A 16,348-nucleotide genomic window follows, 5' to 3' on the forward strand; every position below is an offset into this window, starting at 1 on the left:
TCTAAACAACGGGTCGGGGTGGGCTTGTAACGAAGGGGGCGGGGTTTGTCACTGAGCGGTGACAAAGAGCTACCCCTCACCCCAGCCCTCTCCCTCTGGGCGGTCCGACGTTTCGGGAGGGCTAGGGTGAGGGAAAGCTTTTGACTCAATCCGCCGAACGCGGCAGCTGCAAGGTCACCCGCAACCCACCCTCACGCAGATTCTGCAGCGTCACTTCCCCACCATGGCTGTGGGCAATATTGCGCGCGATGCCCAACCCCAAGCCATAACCCTGCTGCTGCCCCGCCAGACGGAAGTGCGGTTCGAACACTTGCTCCAGCCGCTGCTCTGGAACACCCGGCCCTTCATCGTCGACGTGCAGAACAAACGCGCGCTCATCGTCGTCGATGTGCAAATGCGCGTTTTGCCCGTACTTCAACGCATTGTCGATCAGGTTACCGATGCAGCGCTTCAACGCCAGCGGCTTGCCCGGATAAGCCGCCAGCGCCTTGCCCTGCTGCGTCACGCGGCCATTGCCGTTCGGCGCCAGATACGGTTCCACCAGACAGTCGAGTACATGGTTCAAGTCCACCGGTTCGATGTTCTCGTGGATGTCGGTGTCCTTCACACATTGCAGCGCGCCTTTGACCAGCAGTTCCAACTCATCCAGATCACGGCCGAACTTGGCCTGCAGCTTTTCGTCTTCAAGCAATTCGACGCGCAAGCGCAAACGGGTGATTGGTGTGCGCAGGTCATGGGAGATCGCGCTGAACAACTGACTGCGCTCGGTGAGGTAGCGGCTGATGCGCTCGCGCATGGTGTTGAAGGCGCGGCCTACTTCGACCACTTCACTGCCGCCGCCCTCAGCCACTGGCTCGACGTCGGCACCTAGCGACAAATCCCGCGCCGCCCGCGCCAGACGCTTGAGCGGCCGGCTCTGCCAATGCACCAGCAGGCCGATAAACAGCAATAGGAATCCACTGGTGAGGACGATGAACCACACCTGTTGCGAGGGCAGGCCTTGCTCTTCAAGACTGGTGTACGGCTCCGGCAACAGCGAGGCGATGTACAGCCATTCGCCCGGGGCCATTTGAATCTGCGTGACCAACACGGGCGGATTCACCGGCTCCAGGGTCAACGCGTAATGCGCCCAGGAGCGTGGCAGCTCATCGAGTTTCAGCCCAGCATTGAAGATGCGCAGATCCTCAGGACTGACGAAGGTCACCGAAATATCGGTGTCATGGCCCAACGTCTGCCGCAGCACCTCGTCGACGGCTTTCATCACCGCCGCTTTGCGCGGCGTCACCGGCAGCACGTCCATGCCCAACGGCTTGTCGTTGAGCGTCACCACGAATCGCGTGCCGCCCATGCTGCGCAATTGATCGAGCACCAACGGCCGATAAGCCACCGGCAACGAGCGGAAGTAACTGACGCTGGCGGTCATCGAATGGGCGAGGCTGCGGGCGCTGGTGACCAGGCCTTCGAGCTGGGTGGCGCGCAGTTGCGAGACCCAGATCACGCTCGACAATGTTTGCGCGAACAGCACCGCGAGCAACGTCAGCAGCAACATCCGCCCGAGCAGCGAACGCGGCATCGGCACTTTGGCGGCGAATTTGCGCAGCGACTCAGTGACCATTGCCGGCAACCACGTTGGCTGCCAGTTGGTAGCCGCTGCCGCGCACCGTGCGAATCAGTCGTGGCGGTTTCTCGGTGTCGCGCAGACGCTGGCGCAAACGGCTGACGGCCATGTCGACGATGCGATCGAGCGGCATCAGGTCGCGGCCACGGGTGGCGTTGCCGATGGTGTCGCGGTCGAGAATTTCCTGCGGGTGATCGAGAAACAGTTTCAGCAGGGCGAAGTCGGCACCGGAGAGAATCACTTCCTCGCCGTCGGTGTGAAACAGCCGGTGACTGACCATGTCCAGCCGCCACTCGTCGAAGGCCAGCACGTCACTGCCGCTGCGCTCCTGACCGAATTGCGCACGACGCAGCAATGCCTTGATGCGCGCTTGCAGTTCGCGGGGGCTGAAGGGTTTGCCGAGGTAGTCGTCGGCGCCGAGTTCCAGACCGATCACGCGGTCGGCTTCGTCGGAACTGGCGGTGAGCATGATGATCGGCACCTGCGCCTGACGCGGATGCTGACGCACCCAACGGCACAGGCTGAAGCCGTCTTCGTCGGGCAGCATGACATCGAGGATCACCAGATCGCTCGGCGCCTCGTTGAGGGCCTGACGGAAACTGGCACCGTCGGCGGTGGCCCGTACCTGAAACCCGGCGCGGGTCAGGTAGGTTTCCAGCAACTCGCGTATTTCCTGGTCGTCATCGACCAACAATATCGACTTGTTGACTGAGCTCACTTCGAAGGCATCCTTGTTGTTGGAATTGGGGCGGATTATGCCTTAAGCACTGATTTTACAAACACCACAAAACAACTGTAGGAGTGAGCCTGCTCGCGATAACGGTTTGTCAGTCAACGAATGTGTTGAATCCAAGACAGCTATCGCGAGCAGGCTCACTCCTACAGTTTGATTGCATTTCAGGTTGGGGTTGATTGATCCAGGGCCACGCCAGCGCCGACAAGTCCGGAATACGGCGCTGTCACCAGCCACACCGGGATGCCTTTGAAGTAATCGCTCATGCAGCCTTTGTCAGCGAAGCTGCGGGCAAAACCGCTTTCGAGGAAGAAATCGGCGAAGCGTGGAATCACACCACCGACGATATACACCCCGCCACGTGCGCCCGTGGTCAGCACGTTGTTGCCGGCCACACGGCCGAGCCAGCAGCAGAACTGCTCCAGCACTTCCAGGGCAATCGGATCACCCGCAAGACCTGCCGCCGTGATCGCTTCCGGCGTATCAAGCGTTGGCTCATGCCCATCCACTGCACAGATCGCCCGGTAAACCCGTGGCAATCCACCGCCGCTCAACGCAGTTTCGGCGCTGACATGGCCGATTTCGTTGTGGATGTGCTGCCACAGCTGCGTTTCACGCGGACTGCTCAACGGCAAATCAACATGCCCGCCCTCACCCGGCAACGCCGCGAAACGGCCCTCGCCAAGATCGAGCAAGGTGCCGACGCCAAGGCCAGTGCCCGGGCCGATCACCACCGCCGGACGCAACGGCTCTGGCGTGCCCTCGCAGACCACGCGGAATTCGCCGGGCTGCAAACGGGTCATGCCCAGCGCCATCGCCGAGAAGTCGTTGACCAGCAACAACTGCTCGACCTGCAAGGTTTTGCAGAACGCTGCGCGACTCAAGCGCCAGTGATTGTTGGTGAATTTGAATTCATCACCACTGACCGGACCTGCCACGGACAAGCACACCGAACCGATCGAACCCGGCACCAGACCGAGCCCGCTCAGATAGAGGCTGATCGCCTCTTCCGGGCTGGCGTGGTCGGCCGTGGCCAGCACCTGAACCGATTCCAGTTGCTGGTTTTTCCACAACGCAAACCGCGCGTTGGTGCCTCCGATATCACCGACCAAAGCCAGTTTCAATTAAGCGTCTCCAGGGCAGAAGTGAAGGCGCTGGCGCCCTGCTCCGCCGAGCTGAAGGCCATGCGCATGAAGCCAAACAGTTCGCGCCCGCTGCCGATGTTGTTGCCCAACAGGCCTTTGGCGGGTTCGCGCGCTGCAAATTCTGCGGCATCGACCTTGAGTTCCAAGGTGCCTTTGACGCCATCGACGCGGATGATATCGCCCTCTTGCACGCGCGCCAAAGCGCCACCGACATAAGCTTCGGGGCTGACGTGAATCGCCGCTGGGATTTTCCCCGAGGCGCCAGACATCCGCCCGTCCGTCACCAGCGCGACTTTGAAGCCGCGATCCTGCAGCACGCCGAGGAACGGCGTCATCTTGTGCAGTTCCGGCATGCCATTGGAACGCGGGCCCTGGAAGCGCATCACGGCGACAAAATCCTTCTCCAGCAAACCGGCCTTGAATGCATCAGCCAAGTCCTGCTGATCCTGGAACACCATGGCTGGCGCTTCGACGATCTGGTTTTCCAACGCGACCGCAGAAACCTTCATCACACCGCGACCGAGGTTGCCCTCCATTACGCGCAGACCACCCTCCGCCGAGAACGCACGCGCCACTGGACGCAGGATGTTTTCGTCGAGGCTGTCCGTCGGGCCTTCGCGCCATACCAACTGGCCGTTATCGAGGAACGGCTCTTTGGTGTACTGGCTCAAGCCGTGGCCGAGCACGGTATTGACGTCTTCGTGCAGCAGGCCGGCGCCGAGCAGTTCGCGGATCAGGAACGACATGCCGCCCGCTGCCTGGAAGTGGTTGATGTCGGCTTTGCCGTTCGGGTAAACGTGACTCAGGGTCGGCACGACTTCGGAGAGGTCGGCCATGTCCTGCCAGGTCAGTTGAATGCCCGCCGCCATGGCGATGGCCGGCATGTGCAGGGTGTGGTTGGTCGAGCCGCCGGTGGCATGCAGCGCAACGATCGAGTTGACCAGCGACTTCTCGTCGACGATTTCACCGATCGGCATGAAGTTGCCATTTTGTTTGGTCAGACGCGTGACTTGATGCGCGGCTTCACGGGTCAGCGCATCACGCAGTGGCGTGTTCGGGTTGACGAACGAGGCCCCCGGCAAGTGCAGGCCCATGACTTCCATCAGCAACTGGTTGGTGTTGGCGGTGCCGTAGAAGGTGCACGTGCCCGGGCTGTGGTAGGACTTCATCTCCGATTCCAGCAGCTCTTCGCGGGTGGCTTTGCCTTCGGCGTACTTCTGACGCACATCGGCTTTTTCCTTGTTGGAAATCCCCGAGACCATCGGCCCGCCCGGGACGAAAATCGTCGGCAGGTGACCGAAACGCAGCGAGCCCATCATCAGGCCCGGCACGATCTTGTCGCAGATGCCGAGCATCAGCGCACCATCGAACATGTTGTGCGAGAGCGCCACGGCAGTCGACATGGCAATGACTTCGCGGCTCGGCAGGCTCAGTTCCATGCCCGGCTCGCCTTGGGTCACGCCGTCGCACATCGCCGGCGTACCGCCCGCGAACTGGCCGACCGAGCCGATTTCGCGCAGGGCGTTCTTGATCTGTTCCGGGAAGACTTCATACGGCTGGTGCGCCGAGAGCATGTCGTTATACGAAGAAACAATGGCGATGTTCGCCGAGTTCATCATCCGCAGGCTGTGCTTGTCTTCGCTGCCGCAACCGGCCACGCCGTGGGCGAAGTTGGCGCATTGCAGCTTGCCGCGCATCGGCCCGTCGGTGGCGGCGCCGCGAATCAGTGCAAGGTAAGCCTGACGCGTGGCGCGGCTGCGGGCGATAAGCCGTTCGGTGACCTCAAGGACGCGGGGATGCATGTGTAGAACTCCAGGCTAACGGATGTGGCGACCTGATTGTCTATGCTGATCAAACGCCGTTGTTGTTGGAATGACAGACGGCTTTTTTGACCATTCGGACCAGTTGATTCAGGTCACTCGTTGTAGATAAAACAAAATATTGCCATTAAAAAGGCTTGTTTTCTATTTTTATGCGAATAATCTTGTAATTCCAACAACAAAACGACGGCGGCGCTGTTCCATGACTCTTCGAATCGCAATCAATGGTTTTGGCCGCATCGGCCGTAATGTCCTGCGCGCACTGTATACCCAAGGCTATCGACAGGATCTGCAGATCGTCGCCATCAATGATCTGGGCGACAGCTCGATCAATGCTCATCTGCTCAAATATGACACCGTTCACGGCACGTTCGACGCTCAGGTCGAGCATGACAACGAAAGTCTGACCGTCAACGGCGACCGCATTGCGGTCAGCGCGATTCGCAACCCGGCCGAATTGCCATGGGCGGCGGAAAAGATTGATGTGGTGTTCGAATGCACCGGTCTCTTTACCGATCGCGCCAAAGCGGCCGCGCATATTACTGCCGGCGCGCGCAAAGTGATCATTTCGGCCCCGGCCAAAGGTGCCGACGCCACTGTGGTTTATGGTGTGAACCACGACATTCTGCGCCAGTCGCACCAGATCATCTCCAACGCTTCGTGCACCACCAACTGCTTGGCACCAGTGGCGCAAGTGCTGCACCGCGAGCTGGGCATTGAAAGCGGTCTGATGACCACCATTCACGCCTACACCAACGACCAGAACCTCACCGACGTCTATCACACCGACCCGTACCGCGCGCGTTCGGCCACGCAGAACATGATCCCGAGCAAGACCGGCGCTGCTGAAGCAGTGGGCCTGGTGCTGCCGGAACTGGCGGGCAAACTGACCGGCATGGCCGTGCGCGTGCCGGTGATCAATGTGTCGCTGGTGGACCTGACCGTGCAGCTGAAAAAAGAAGCCAGCGCCGAGGAAGTCAACGCGCTGATGAAGTCCGCGAGCCAGCACTCGAAGATTCTCGGTTTCAACACCTTGCCGCTGGTGTCCAGCGACTTCAACCACAACCCGCTGTCGTCGATCTTCGACGCCAACCACACCAAAGCCAGCGGCAAACTGCTGAAAGTGCTGGCCTGGTATGACAATGAGTGGGGCTTCTCCAACCGCATGCTGGATAACTGCCTGGCGCTGTGTAACGCGGAGTAAATCCCGTATCCCTTGTAGGAGTGAGCCTGCTCGCGATTGCTATCTGTCAGTCACAGATGTTGTAGCTGATCTACCGCTATCGCGAGCAGGCTCACTCCTACAGGGTTTTGTGCTGTATTTAAAATCAGGGCTTGACCATTCGACTAGATGATAAGCATTATCATTCGCTTGAAATCGATCAGGTCCTCCCGTGAGTCAATCGCGCTTCAACCACGTCTTCCTCACCCAGCGCACATCCTTGCTGCGAACGCTGGAACGGATGGTCAACAATCACAGCACCGCTGAAGACCTGTTGCAGGAGACGTACCTGCGTGTGACGCGGGCGTTGAGCGAGCGGGCCATTGATCACCTCGAACCTTTTGTCTTCCAGACCGCACGCAATCTTGCGCTGGATCATTTGCGTGCGCGCAAGATCCATTCGCGGACCATGGTCGATGACGTGCCGCAGGATGTCGTGCACAGCATTGCCGCCCCCGCCAGCAGCGCCGAAGATGCCGCCCACGCCGAACAGATGCTGGAGCGCCTGAACGTGAGCCTCAGTCAACTCAGCCCCCGCCAGCAGCAGATTTTCATCCTCAGCCGTTTGCACGGGAACAGTTATCAGGAAATCGCCGACGAGCTGAATGTTTCCCTCAGCACCGTGCAGAAAGAACTGAAGCTGATCATGAGCATTTGTATCGGCGTCGCCGAACGACACGACAGCAGCGGCAAGCTGTAAGCTTCAAGCTCCAAGTAAAAACGAAAAGCAGTACACGCATCTGGCTTGCAGCTTGCAGCTTGCAGCTTGACGCTAGAAACTGCTTCGCCAGAAGCCCGAGGAAACACCGTGACGGACACCCACCGCTCGCCTTCGCCGGATTCGGTGCAGGACGCTGCAAACGCAATGGACCAGGCTCTGGACTGGCTCATCGTGCTCGGCAGCCCGGACGAGGAGCAGACCCGGCAATTTCATGCCTGGCTGGCGGCCGATCCGTTGAATGCCGAAGCGTTCGCCAAGGCCCAGGCGATCTGGGATGGTCCGCAAGTCGCCCAATGCGCGCAAAGCCTGGCGGCCAAACCTGCGAAGGTCACTTTTCTCAAGCGTCTGCGTCCGCACTGGAAACCACTGGCCACTGCCGCCGTGCTGATCCTCGGTTTGTTCAGTTTCAGCAATTTGCCGATGCGCCTTCAGGCAGATCACCTCACGGTGGTTGGCGAGCGCCAGCGTCTGCAACTGGAGGACGGCTCGAAAGTCCTGCTCAATACCAACTCGGCATTCTCCAGCACCATCAACGATCAAAAACGTGTCGCGCGGCTATACCAGGGCGAAGCGTTTTTCGAGATTGCCAGTGGCCGCAGCCAACCCTTGGAAATCGACGCCGGTCCGGTTCGCGCCAGCGTGCGCGATACCGCATTTGCCGTGCGTTATCTCGATGGCGTGGCGCAGGTCAACGTGCAGCGCGGCGATGTCGATCTGCAGGCGACGCATAACGACGCTCGCGTACGTCTGACGGCGGGTGAGAGTATTCGTATCGGCCCCAACGGTTTCGACCGCCCGGCCAAACTCGATGCCAACACGGACCTGGCCTGGGTCCAGGGCCGACTGGTGTTCGAGAACTGCCCGCTGAATCAGGTGCTGGCCGAATTGCGCCGCTACTACCCGGGCTGGATCATCAACAACAACGAGCAGTTGGCCGACGTCGCCGTAACCGGCAATTACCGTCTCGACCAGCCGCTCGACGTGGTCCGCTCCCTCGCTCAGATCACCTCGGCGCAACTGAAAGAATTCCCCGCCCTGGTCATCCTGAACTAAATGAGAATTATTTTTACTCGATAGCCAACGTTAGTACGTCTCGTTATAGCCAATGCAATTGATTCGCAACAAGCGAGTCAATCAGCACCTATAAAGATTCGTGCGACACGGAGCGCTATCGATGTCCTCACGCCTTACCCGCCAGACTTCTTCCCCTTCCCGCGTACTGTCGCTGCTGACAGCGGCCATCCTGATGGCGGGCACTGCGCCGCTGATGGCGGCCACCGAGCAACCGACGCGCAACATGGGCGATTACTCGTTCGCCATCGGCCAGCAGCCGCTGGTGTCGGCGCTCAATGCCTTCACCGCCGTGACCGGTTGGCAAGTCGGCTTGCCGGCAGAACTGGGTCAGGGCGTGTCGTCGCCGGGCGTGCGTGGCTCGCTGCCACCCGAAAAAGCCCTGGAGCGCCTGTTGGTGGGGACCAACCTGAGCTTCCGCAAAATCAGCAACAACAACGTCGTGCTGGAAAAGCGCAACGCCAGCGGCACGCTCAATCTGGATCAGGTGACCATCAGCGCCACCCGTCAGGAGCAGTCGGTCAACAGCGTGCCGGCCACCGTCACCGTGCAGACCCGTCAGGATCTGGACCGCAACAATGTCAACACCATCAAGGATCTGGTCCGCTACGAGCCGGGTGTGTCCGTCGGCGGCGCCGGTCAGCGTGGCGGCATCAGCGGCTATAACATTCGCGGCATCGACGGCGACCGCATCCTGACTCAGGTTGACGGCGTCGAAGTGCCGGACGGTTTCTTCAACGGCCCGTACGCCAAGACCCAGCGCAACTACGTCGATCCGGAAATCGTCAAACGCGTGGAAATTCTCCGTGGCCCGGCCTCGGTGCTGTACGGCAGCAACGCCATCGGCGGCGCCGTCAGCTACTACACCCTTGATGCCGACGACATCATCAAGCCGGGCAAAGACGTCGGTGCGCGCCTGAAAACCGGTTACAGCTCCGCCGATGACAGCTGGCTGAAGTCCGCCACCGTCGCCGGCCGTGCCGACCAGTTCGACGGCTTGCTGCACTACAGCCAGCGCGACGGCCACGAAACCGATTCCTACGGCAGCAACAATGGCACTGGCCTAGAGCGCACCGCCGCCAACCCGGAAGACGTCAACGCCTACAACGTGCTGGCCAAGATCGGCTGGAACTACAACGACGATTCGCGTCTGGGCCTGACCTACGAAAAGTACAAGGATGATCGCGACACCGATCAGAAAAGCGCTTACGGCGGCCCGTACTTCAACGGCGCGCCGACCATTCCCAACAGCGTGCTGCCCGGCGGCATGTACCAGTGGCGCACCGGTAACGACACCATCACCCGTGAGCGTTTCGGCATCGAACACTCGTTCGCCCTCGACAGCCTGCTGGTCGACAACGTGAAGTGGAGCCTCAACCATCAGATCGCCAAGACCGACCAGAGCACCACCGAGTTCTACTACCCGATCACTCGTAAGGTGCTGCGTACTCGCGACACCATTTACGAAGAGAAACAATGGGTCTTCGATGCGCAACTGGACAAGGCGTTCGCCATTGGAAACACCGATCACGTACTGACTTACGGCACCACCATCAAGCAACAGAAAGTCACCGGTTCGCGCAGCGGCGACGGCACTTGCCTGGCCGTCGGTCGCGGCTGCACCGCGATCGGCGCAACCAGCACCGCTGACGTGTTGGCCAAGGCCACCGACTTCCCGGACCCGACTATCAACACCTACAGCTTGTTCGCTCAGGATCAGATCAGCTGGAACAACTGGACCTTCCTGCCGGGCCTGCGCTACGACTACACCCAGCTCAAGCCGCACATCACTCAGGAATTCCTCAACACCGTGGCGGCGGACGGCCAAGGCACGGTCAGCGACGAGAACAAGACCTGGCACAAAGTCTCGCCGAAATTCGGCCTGACCTACGCCCTGTCCGAGAATTACACCTGGTACGGTCAGTACGCCGAAGGCTTCCGCACCCCAACCGCGAAAGCCCTGTACGGTCGCTTCGAAAACACCACCACCGGCTACAGCGTGGCGCCGAACCCGGACCTCGAACCGGAAAAAAGCAAAAGCTATGAAACCGGTCTGCGCGGCAACTTCGAACACGGCTCGTTCGACGTGGCGGTGTTCTATAACAAGTATCGCGATTTCATCAACGAAGACGCTGTGACCCCGGGACGCAACGAGCTGACCTTCCAGTCGGCCAACATCAAGCACGCCACCATCAAGGGTGCGGAAGTCAAAGGTCGCCTGAACCTGGATGCGTTTGGCGCGCCGCAAGGCCTCTACACCCAAGGCTCGATTGCCTACGCCTACGGTCGCAACAACGACAACGGCGAGCCGATCAACAGCGTCAACCCGCTGACCGGCGTGTTCGGTCTGGGTTACGACCAGGACAACTACGGCGGCCTGCTGAGCTGGACCTTGGTGAAGAAAAAGGATCGCGTCGACGACACTAACTTCAAGTCGCCGGATGGCGTCAGCAGCCAATTCAAAACCCCAGGCTTCGGCATTCTTGATCTGGCCGGTTATTACAAAGTCACCGACGACGTCACCGTCAGCGGCGGCATCTACAACCTGACCGACAAGAAATACTGGCTCTGGGATGACGTGCGCGGTTACGACAGCGTCGGCGAAGCTTCGGTGACACAGCCGGCCAACCTCGATCGCCTGACCCAACCGGGCCGCAACTTCGCGATCAATCTGATCTGGGACATCTGATCCGGCCAACCTCACTGCGCGTGTTCAGGCACCGCGCCGTGAGGTTTTTTTACGCTTGCACGTCGCCTTGTTCGTCTCGTTATCAAGCGCCTCTTTTATCAAGGACATGTCATGACCACTTCGGAAAAAGCCCTGCGTTCACAACGCCTGAACCAGATCACCCACGAGCCGCACAACAAGCTCGACGCCCTGGTCAAAGCCCACGCGCCGTTCGAGACCCGCGCCAATTTCGCCCGTTTTGTCGTCGCGCAGTACCTGTTCCAGTCGGAACTGGTCGATCTGTATAACGACGCCGAACTGACCGCCATCGTCCCGGATCTGCCGGCCCGTTGCCGCGCCGAAGCGGCCAAGGCTGACCTCGCCGATCTCGACACTGAAGTACCGGCAGCGGTCGCAGGCGCAGTGAAAAATCCGAGCAAGGCTCGCGCACTGGGCTGGATCTTTGTCTCCGAAGGTTCGAAGCTCGGTGCGGCGTTCCTGATCAAACGCGCGGTGGCGCTGGAGCTGAGCGAAACCTTTGGCGCCCGTCACCTCGGCGAGCCTGAAGGTGGCCGTGCCGAAGGCTGGAAAAGCTTCGTGCGCACCCTCGATTCGCTGCAGTTCACTGCCGAGGAAGAAGCCGAAGTCGAGCAAGGCGCGATCGACGCGTTCAACCGCTTTACCGTGCTGCTGGAACAGGCTTACGCCACCGAAGCCGAACCTGCCTGATTCCCGACACACCACAAAACCCTGTGGGAGCTGGCTTGCCAGCGATGGCGGTATGTCAGTCAACTTTGTAGTCACTGATCGACCGCTATCGCTGGCAAGCCAGCTCCCACAGGGATCTTCACAAATCTGTAAGATCCCCATCTCGCCTCACAGCAATCCCGAGCCCATGCCGCAACCCGCCTCCTCGAAACTCGCCCGCGTGCTGTTCGGCCTCTTGGCCTACGTCAGCCTCGGCATCGGCCTGATCGCCATTGTCGTGCCCGGCCTGCCGACCACCGAGTTCATCCTTCTCGCCGCCTGGGCCGCGACTCGCAGCTCGCCGCGCCTGAGTGCCTGGCTGGAAAACCATCGCTTGTTCGGGCCGATCCTCAGCAACTGGCGCAACGGCAAGATCATCGCGCGCAAGGCCAAGGTCAGCGCGACGGTGAGCATGTTGCTCTGCGCAACCTTGATGCTAGTGATGCTCGACCACGGCTGGCCGGTCTATCTGGCGATTGCCGGGATGAGCCTGGGTAATCTGTGGATCTGGTCGCGACCGGAAGCCATCCCTGCTTGAACCCACAACGTCTTCACACTGAAACATCCCTGTAATTATTCGCTTTTTCAGCACTTTCTCCTGCGCAAACGTTTAGCGCTGACCGTCCGTCGGCACGCGCCTCATGACCTCTGCTTCCACGCCGATGAGCATTGAATGGCGCTGAATGGATTTGGCGAACCGGGTAGCTCCTGCCCGAATGCCACCCGTTTATTCATTCGCGAGATCGCCCCATGTTCGACGCTCTGTCCATTCGCCTGAAAATCGTCCTGCTCTCCGGTCTGTGCCTGCTCGGTGTGGTCGCGCTGATCGTCGGCATGAACATCTACCAGACCAACCAGAACGACGAACTGGTCAGTAACTCCAGCAATAAATTGCTCACCGCCAGTGTGCAAAATCTGTTGCAAGCCAAAGCCGCCGAACAAGCCGTGCGGGTGCAGAAAACCTTCGGCGAAAGCCTGACGGTGATCACGGCCGTGGCTGACCAGATCAAGGACATGCGCGTCATGGCCGCCAAGCGTTCGCTGGACGCCGGCGCCTTGCGTGAAGAGTTGAACCTGAGCCTGAAAACCGCCTTCGAGCGCAACGACAAAGTGCTCGGTATCTGGCTCGCCTTCGAACCCAACGGCCTCGACGGCAAGGACAGCGAATTCGCCAACGACGCCGCTCGCCAGTCCAACGAAGCCGGACGTTTGGCCACCTACTGGAGCCGCGCTGGCGGCGCCTCGCTGAACACCATCATGGTCGAAGAAGACCTGACCAAAACCACCCTCAGCGTCAGCGGCACGCCGTACAACAGCTGGTACACCTGCCCTCGCGATGCCAAGCGCACCTGCCTGCTCGACCCGTATGCCGACACTGTCGGTGGCAAGGAAATGCTCATGACGACCATTTCCGTCCCCCTGATCGTCGACGGTAAAGCCATCGGCGTGGTCGGTGTCGACATCGCCCTCGACGCCCTGCAAGCGGCGGCCGTGGATTCCCAGCGCAATCTGTTCAACAACGCCGGGCACATGCTGATCGTCTCTGGCAGCGGCGTGCTCGCTGCCGACAGTTCCGACGCGACCAAGGTCGGCAAGAAAATCAGCGACACCCTCGGCGCCGATGGCAAGGATGTGCTGCAACTGCTGACCTCCGGCACACCGAAGATTCTTGAACAAGGTGATTTGATTCGCGCCGTTTACCCAGTCGATCCAATTGGTAACTCGCGCGCCTGGGGCGTGGTCATCGACTTGCCGAAACAAGTACTGCTGGCTGACTCGGTCAAGCTGCAAGCGGTGCTCGATGATGCTCAGGAAACCGGTGTGATCACGGCGCTGCTGGTTGCTGTAGTCGCCGGTCTGGTTGGCCTGCTGCTGATCTGGCTGACCGCGTCCGGCGTCACCCGGCCGATCAACAGCGTCGCTGAGATGCTGAAGAACATCGCCAGCGGCGAAGGCGATCTGACCCAGCGCCTGAACTACAGCAAACAAGATGAACTGGGCGAACTGGTGAACTGGTTCAACCGTTTCCTCGACAAGCTGCAACCGACCATCGCGCAGATCAAACAGAGCATCACCGAAGCCCGTGGCACCGCCGACCAGTCTTCGGAAATCGCCCGCCAGACCAGTGAAGGCATGCAGGTGCAATTCCGCGAGATCGACCAGGTCGCCACCGCCTCCAACGAAATGAGCGCCACCGCCCACGACGTCGCCAACAGCGCCTCCAACGCGGCCAATGCCGCGAAAGGTGCCGATCAGTCGGCCAAGGACGGCATGTCGATCATCGAGCGCAGTACCCGCGACATCAATCAACTGGCCGACGAAGTCAGCAAAGCTGTGACCGAAGTTGAAGCGTTGGCAGTCAACAGCGAGCAGATCGGCTCGGTGCTGGAGGTGATACGCAGCATCGCCGAACAGACCAACCTGCTCGCCCTCAACGCAGCGATCGAAGCGGCTCGCGCCGGTGAGAGCGGCCGTGGTTTCGCCGTGGTTGCCGACGAGGTACGCAACCTCGCCAAGCGCACGCAGGATTCAGTGGAGGAAATCCGCATCGTCATCGAGCGCATTCAAACCGGCACCCGTGGCGTGGTCGCGACCATGCATTCGAGCCAGACCCAAGCGCACAACAACGCCGGGCAGATTCGTCAGGCGGTGGATGCGCTGGGCAAAATCAGCGACGCGGTGACGGTGATCAGTGACATGAACCTGCAGATTGCCAGTGCGGCTGAGCAGCAGAGTGCGGTGGCCGAAGAGGTCAATCGCAATGTCTCGGCGATTCGCACCGTTACCGAAACATTGACTGAACAAGCCACTGAGTCGGCGGCGATCAGCAGCCAGCTCAATGCCCTGGCCAGTCAGCAGATGAAGTTGATGGATCAGTTCCGCGTCTGACCCCGCCACTCAATCCACCACAAAACCTTGTGGGAGCTGGCTTGCCAGCGATGACGGCACATCAGTCAGTACATTGTTGACTGACACTCCGCTATCGCTGGCAAGCCAGCTCCCACAGGGTCAAGTGGCAACCCTGCAATCGGGGATTTCATCTGACCCGACATTCTTTTGCACTATCATCGCCCTCTCGCTCCGGAGGGCCTTCGATGACTGATTTACTCACGTCCATTCAAGCCGAACTCGGTTTGTCGCACACGCCGATTCCGTTCACCGACCGAGGCGCCCTGCCCTCGGCGTTCGCCGTCACTGAGCTTGCCTGCGCCAGCATCGCAGCGGCCGGTCAGACCGTCAGCGAATTGCTCCGGCAGCAGACCGGTCAGCGACCTGTCGTTGAAGTCGATCGTCGATTGGCCTCGTTCTGGTTCGCCACATCAATCCGTCCCATCGGCTGGCAAGTCCCGCCACTGTGGGATCCCGTCGCTGGCGATTATCAGACCCGCGATGGCTGGATCCGCCTGCACACCAATGCCCCGCATCACCGCGCCGCCGCTGAACGCGTGCTTGGTGCCTGCGCCGACCGTGGAGCGATGGCTGCCAAAGTCGCGCAATGGGCGAGTACGGATCTGGAGCAAGCGGTGGTCGAGGCCAAGGGTTGTGCCGCGCAAATGCGCAGTTGGGTGCAGTGGCAGACGCATCCGCAGGGGCTGGCGGTGAATGCCGAGCGGCTGGTGCATTTCATCGATTCGCCAGATGAAAACGCCCAACCATGGCAAGGCTCGGTGGCGCAACCGTTGGCCGGGATCAAGGTGCTGGATCTGACACGCGTGCTCGCCGGCCCCACCGCCAGCCGTTTTCTCGCTGGCCTTGGCGCCAACGTGTTGCGCATCGATTCCCCAACCTGGAATGAGCCTGGTGTCGTTCCGGAAATGACCCTCGGCAAACGTTGCGCGCGGCTGGATCTGCACGACCCGGCGGATCGTGCAGTTTTCGAGAATTTGTTGAAAGACGCCGACATTCTGCTGCACGGTTACCGTGCTGATGCCCTGGAGAATCTTGGTTTCGGCGTTGAGCGCCGTCGCCAAATCGCGCCGGGCCTGATCGACGTCGGCCTCAACGCCTACGGCTGGAGCGGCCCGTGGCAGAACCGTCGAGGCTTTGACAGCCTGGTGCAGATGAGCAGCGGCATTGCCGAGGCCGGGCAGCGCTGGCAGCAGGCAGACAAACCGACGCCGTTGCCGGTGCAGGCGCTGGATCATGCGACGGGGTATTTGCTGGCGGCGAGTGCGCTTCGACTGTTGACCGAGCGTTTGAACACGGGTCGCGGTGGCTCGGCGCGGTTGTCGCTGGCGCGGACGGCGAAGTTGTTGATCGAGCATGGGCCGGGGACAAGTGAGGCATTGCGGGCGGAAGATGAGCAGGATCAGGGTTCATTTCTGGAACAGACCCCGTGGGGCCCGGCGCATCGCTTGCAGGTGCCGGTGAAGATCAGCGGCACATCTATTCAATGGGCTTTGCCGGCTACGGAATTGGGTTCTCACCAACCACGGTGGGCTTAAAAAGCCCCTCACCCTAACCCTCTCCCAGAGGGAGAGGGGACTGATTGGGGGATACTGAAGAGATTCACCGACTTGAACGATTGGCGCTGAATCCATAATCGACTCGGGCTTTCAGGTCGATGGACAGCGCAAGTCACCTCGGTCGGCCCCCTCTCCCT

General features: G+C 60.4%; 11 protein-coding genes and 2 pseudogenes. 9 read left to right on the forward strand and 4 right to left on the reverse strand.

Going from position 1 to position 16,348, the window contains the following annotated elements; all coding sequences use genetic code 11:
- Nucleotides 1-145: 145 nt before the first annotated feature.
- The 4 genes from LOY43_RS21810 to edd all read right to left on the reverse strand — a co-directional run bounded on the left by LOY43_RS21810 (nucleotide 146) and on the right by edd (nucleotide 5,298).
- Nucleotides 146-1,615 carry an ATP-binding protein gene (locus LOY43_RS21810; protein WP_095048190.1) on the reverse strand — a complete coding sequence of 490 codons (1,470 nt, stop codon included), beginning with the start codon at nucleotides 1,613-1,615 and terminating at the stop codon, nucleotides 146-148.
- On the reverse strand, nucleotides 1,605-2,336 hold the full coding sequence (locus LOY43_RS21815; RefSeq protein WP_003227460.1) for a response regulator: 732 nt from the start codon (nucleotides 2,334-2,336) through the stop codon (nucleotides 1,605-1,607). The genes LOY43_RS21810 and LOY43_RS21815 overlap by 11 nt, the downstream gene beginning before the upstream one ends.
- A 179-nt stretch (nucleotides 2,337-2,515) precedes the next feature.
- On the reverse strand, nucleotides 2,516-3,475 hold the full coding sequence (locus LOY43_RS21820) for a glucokinase (protein ID WP_258708711.1): 960 nt from the start codon (nucleotides 3,473-3,475) through the stop codon (nucleotides 2,516-2,518).
- The gene (gene edd, locus LOY43_RS21825) at nucleotides 3,472-5,298 is read right to left on the reverse strand and encodes a phosphogluconate dehydratase (RefSeq protein ID WP_093430466.1); all 1,827 of its coding nucleotides are present in this window, start codon (nucleotides 5,296-5,298) and stop codon (nucleotides 3,472-3,474) included. Before edd ends, LOY43_RS21820 begins: the two co-directional genes overlap by 4 nt.
- A 220-nt stretch (nucleotides 5,299-5,518) precedes the next feature.
- Between edd and gap the strand changes: the two genes are divergently transcribed.
- From gap to LOY43_RS21865, 9 genes and pseudogenes are all read left to right on the forward strand, one after another.
- Nucleotides 5,519-6,520 carry a type I glyceraldehyde-3-phosphate dehydrogenase gene (gene gap / locus LOY43_RS21830; protein WP_095048193.1) on the forward strand — a complete coding sequence of 334 codons (1,002 nt, stop codon included), beginning with the start codon at nucleotides 5,519-5,521 and terminating at the stop codon, nucleotides 6,518-6,520.
- Nucleotides 6,521-6,710: 190 nt separating this feature from the next.
- Nucleotides 6,711-7,238, forward strand: coding sequence for an RNA polymerase sigma factor (locus LOY43_RS21835; protein WP_064391734.1), 528 nt, complete (start codon nucleotides 6,711-6,713; stop codon nucleotides 7,236-7,238).
- Between the two features lie 108 nt (nucleotides 7,239-7,346).
- On the forward strand, nucleotides 7,347-8,312 hold the full coding sequence (locus tag LOY43_RS21840) for a FecR domain-containing protein (protein ID WP_095048194.1): 966 nt from the start codon (nucleotides 7,347-7,349) through the stop codon (nucleotides 8,310-8,312).
- A gap of 121 nt (nucleotides 8,313-8,433) precedes the next feature.
- The gene (locus tag LOY43_RS21845) at nucleotides 8,434-11,019 is read left to right on the forward strand and encodes a TonB-dependent receptor (RefSeq protein WP_258708712.1); all 2,586 of its coding nucleotides are present in this window, start codon (nucleotides 8,434-8,436) and stop codon (nucleotides 11,017-11,019) included.
- Nucleotides 11,020-11,130: 111 nt separating this feature from the next.
- Nucleotides 11,131-11,727 (forward strand): biliverdin-producing heme oxygenase, encoded by a 597-nt coding sequence (locus LOY43_RS21850; protein ID WP_095048196.1) that lies wholly within the window; start codon nucleotides 11,131-11,133, stop codon nucleotides 11,725-11,727.
- 166 nt (nucleotides 11,728-11,893) lie between these two features.
- Nucleotides 11,894-12,283: a YbaN family protein gene (locus LOY43_RS21855; RefSeq protein WP_095048197.1), complete on the forward strand. Its 390-nt coding sequence runs from the start codon at nucleotides 11,894-11,896 to the stop codon at nucleotides 12,281-12,283.
- 485 nt (nucleotides 12,284-12,768) lie between these two features.
- Nucleotides 12,769-13,728 (forward strand): annotated as a pseudogene (locus tag LOY43_RS28935) (chemotaxis protein); the annotation flags it as partial.
- A 378-nt stretch (nucleotides 13,729-14,106) separates the two neighbouring features.
- Nucleotides 14,107-14,634 (forward strand): annotated as a pseudogene (locus tag LOY43_RS28940) (methyl-accepting chemotaxis protein); the annotation flags it as partial.
- Between the two features lie 206 nt (nucleotides 14,635-14,840).
- Nucleotides 14,841-16,190: a CoA transferase gene (locus LOY43_RS21865; protein WP_258708713.1), complete on the forward strand. Its 1,350-nt coding sequence runs from the start codon at nucleotides 14,841-14,843 to the stop codon at nucleotides 16,188-16,190.
- Nucleotides 16,191-16,348 lie beyond the last annotated feature (158 nt).

The sequence above is a fragment of the Pseudomonas sp. B21-041 genome, assembly GCF_024748675.1.
Taxonomy (GTDB): Bacteria; Pseudomonadota; Gammaproteobacteria; order Pseudomonadales; family Pseudomonadaceae; genus Aquipseudomonas; species Aquipseudomonas neuropathica.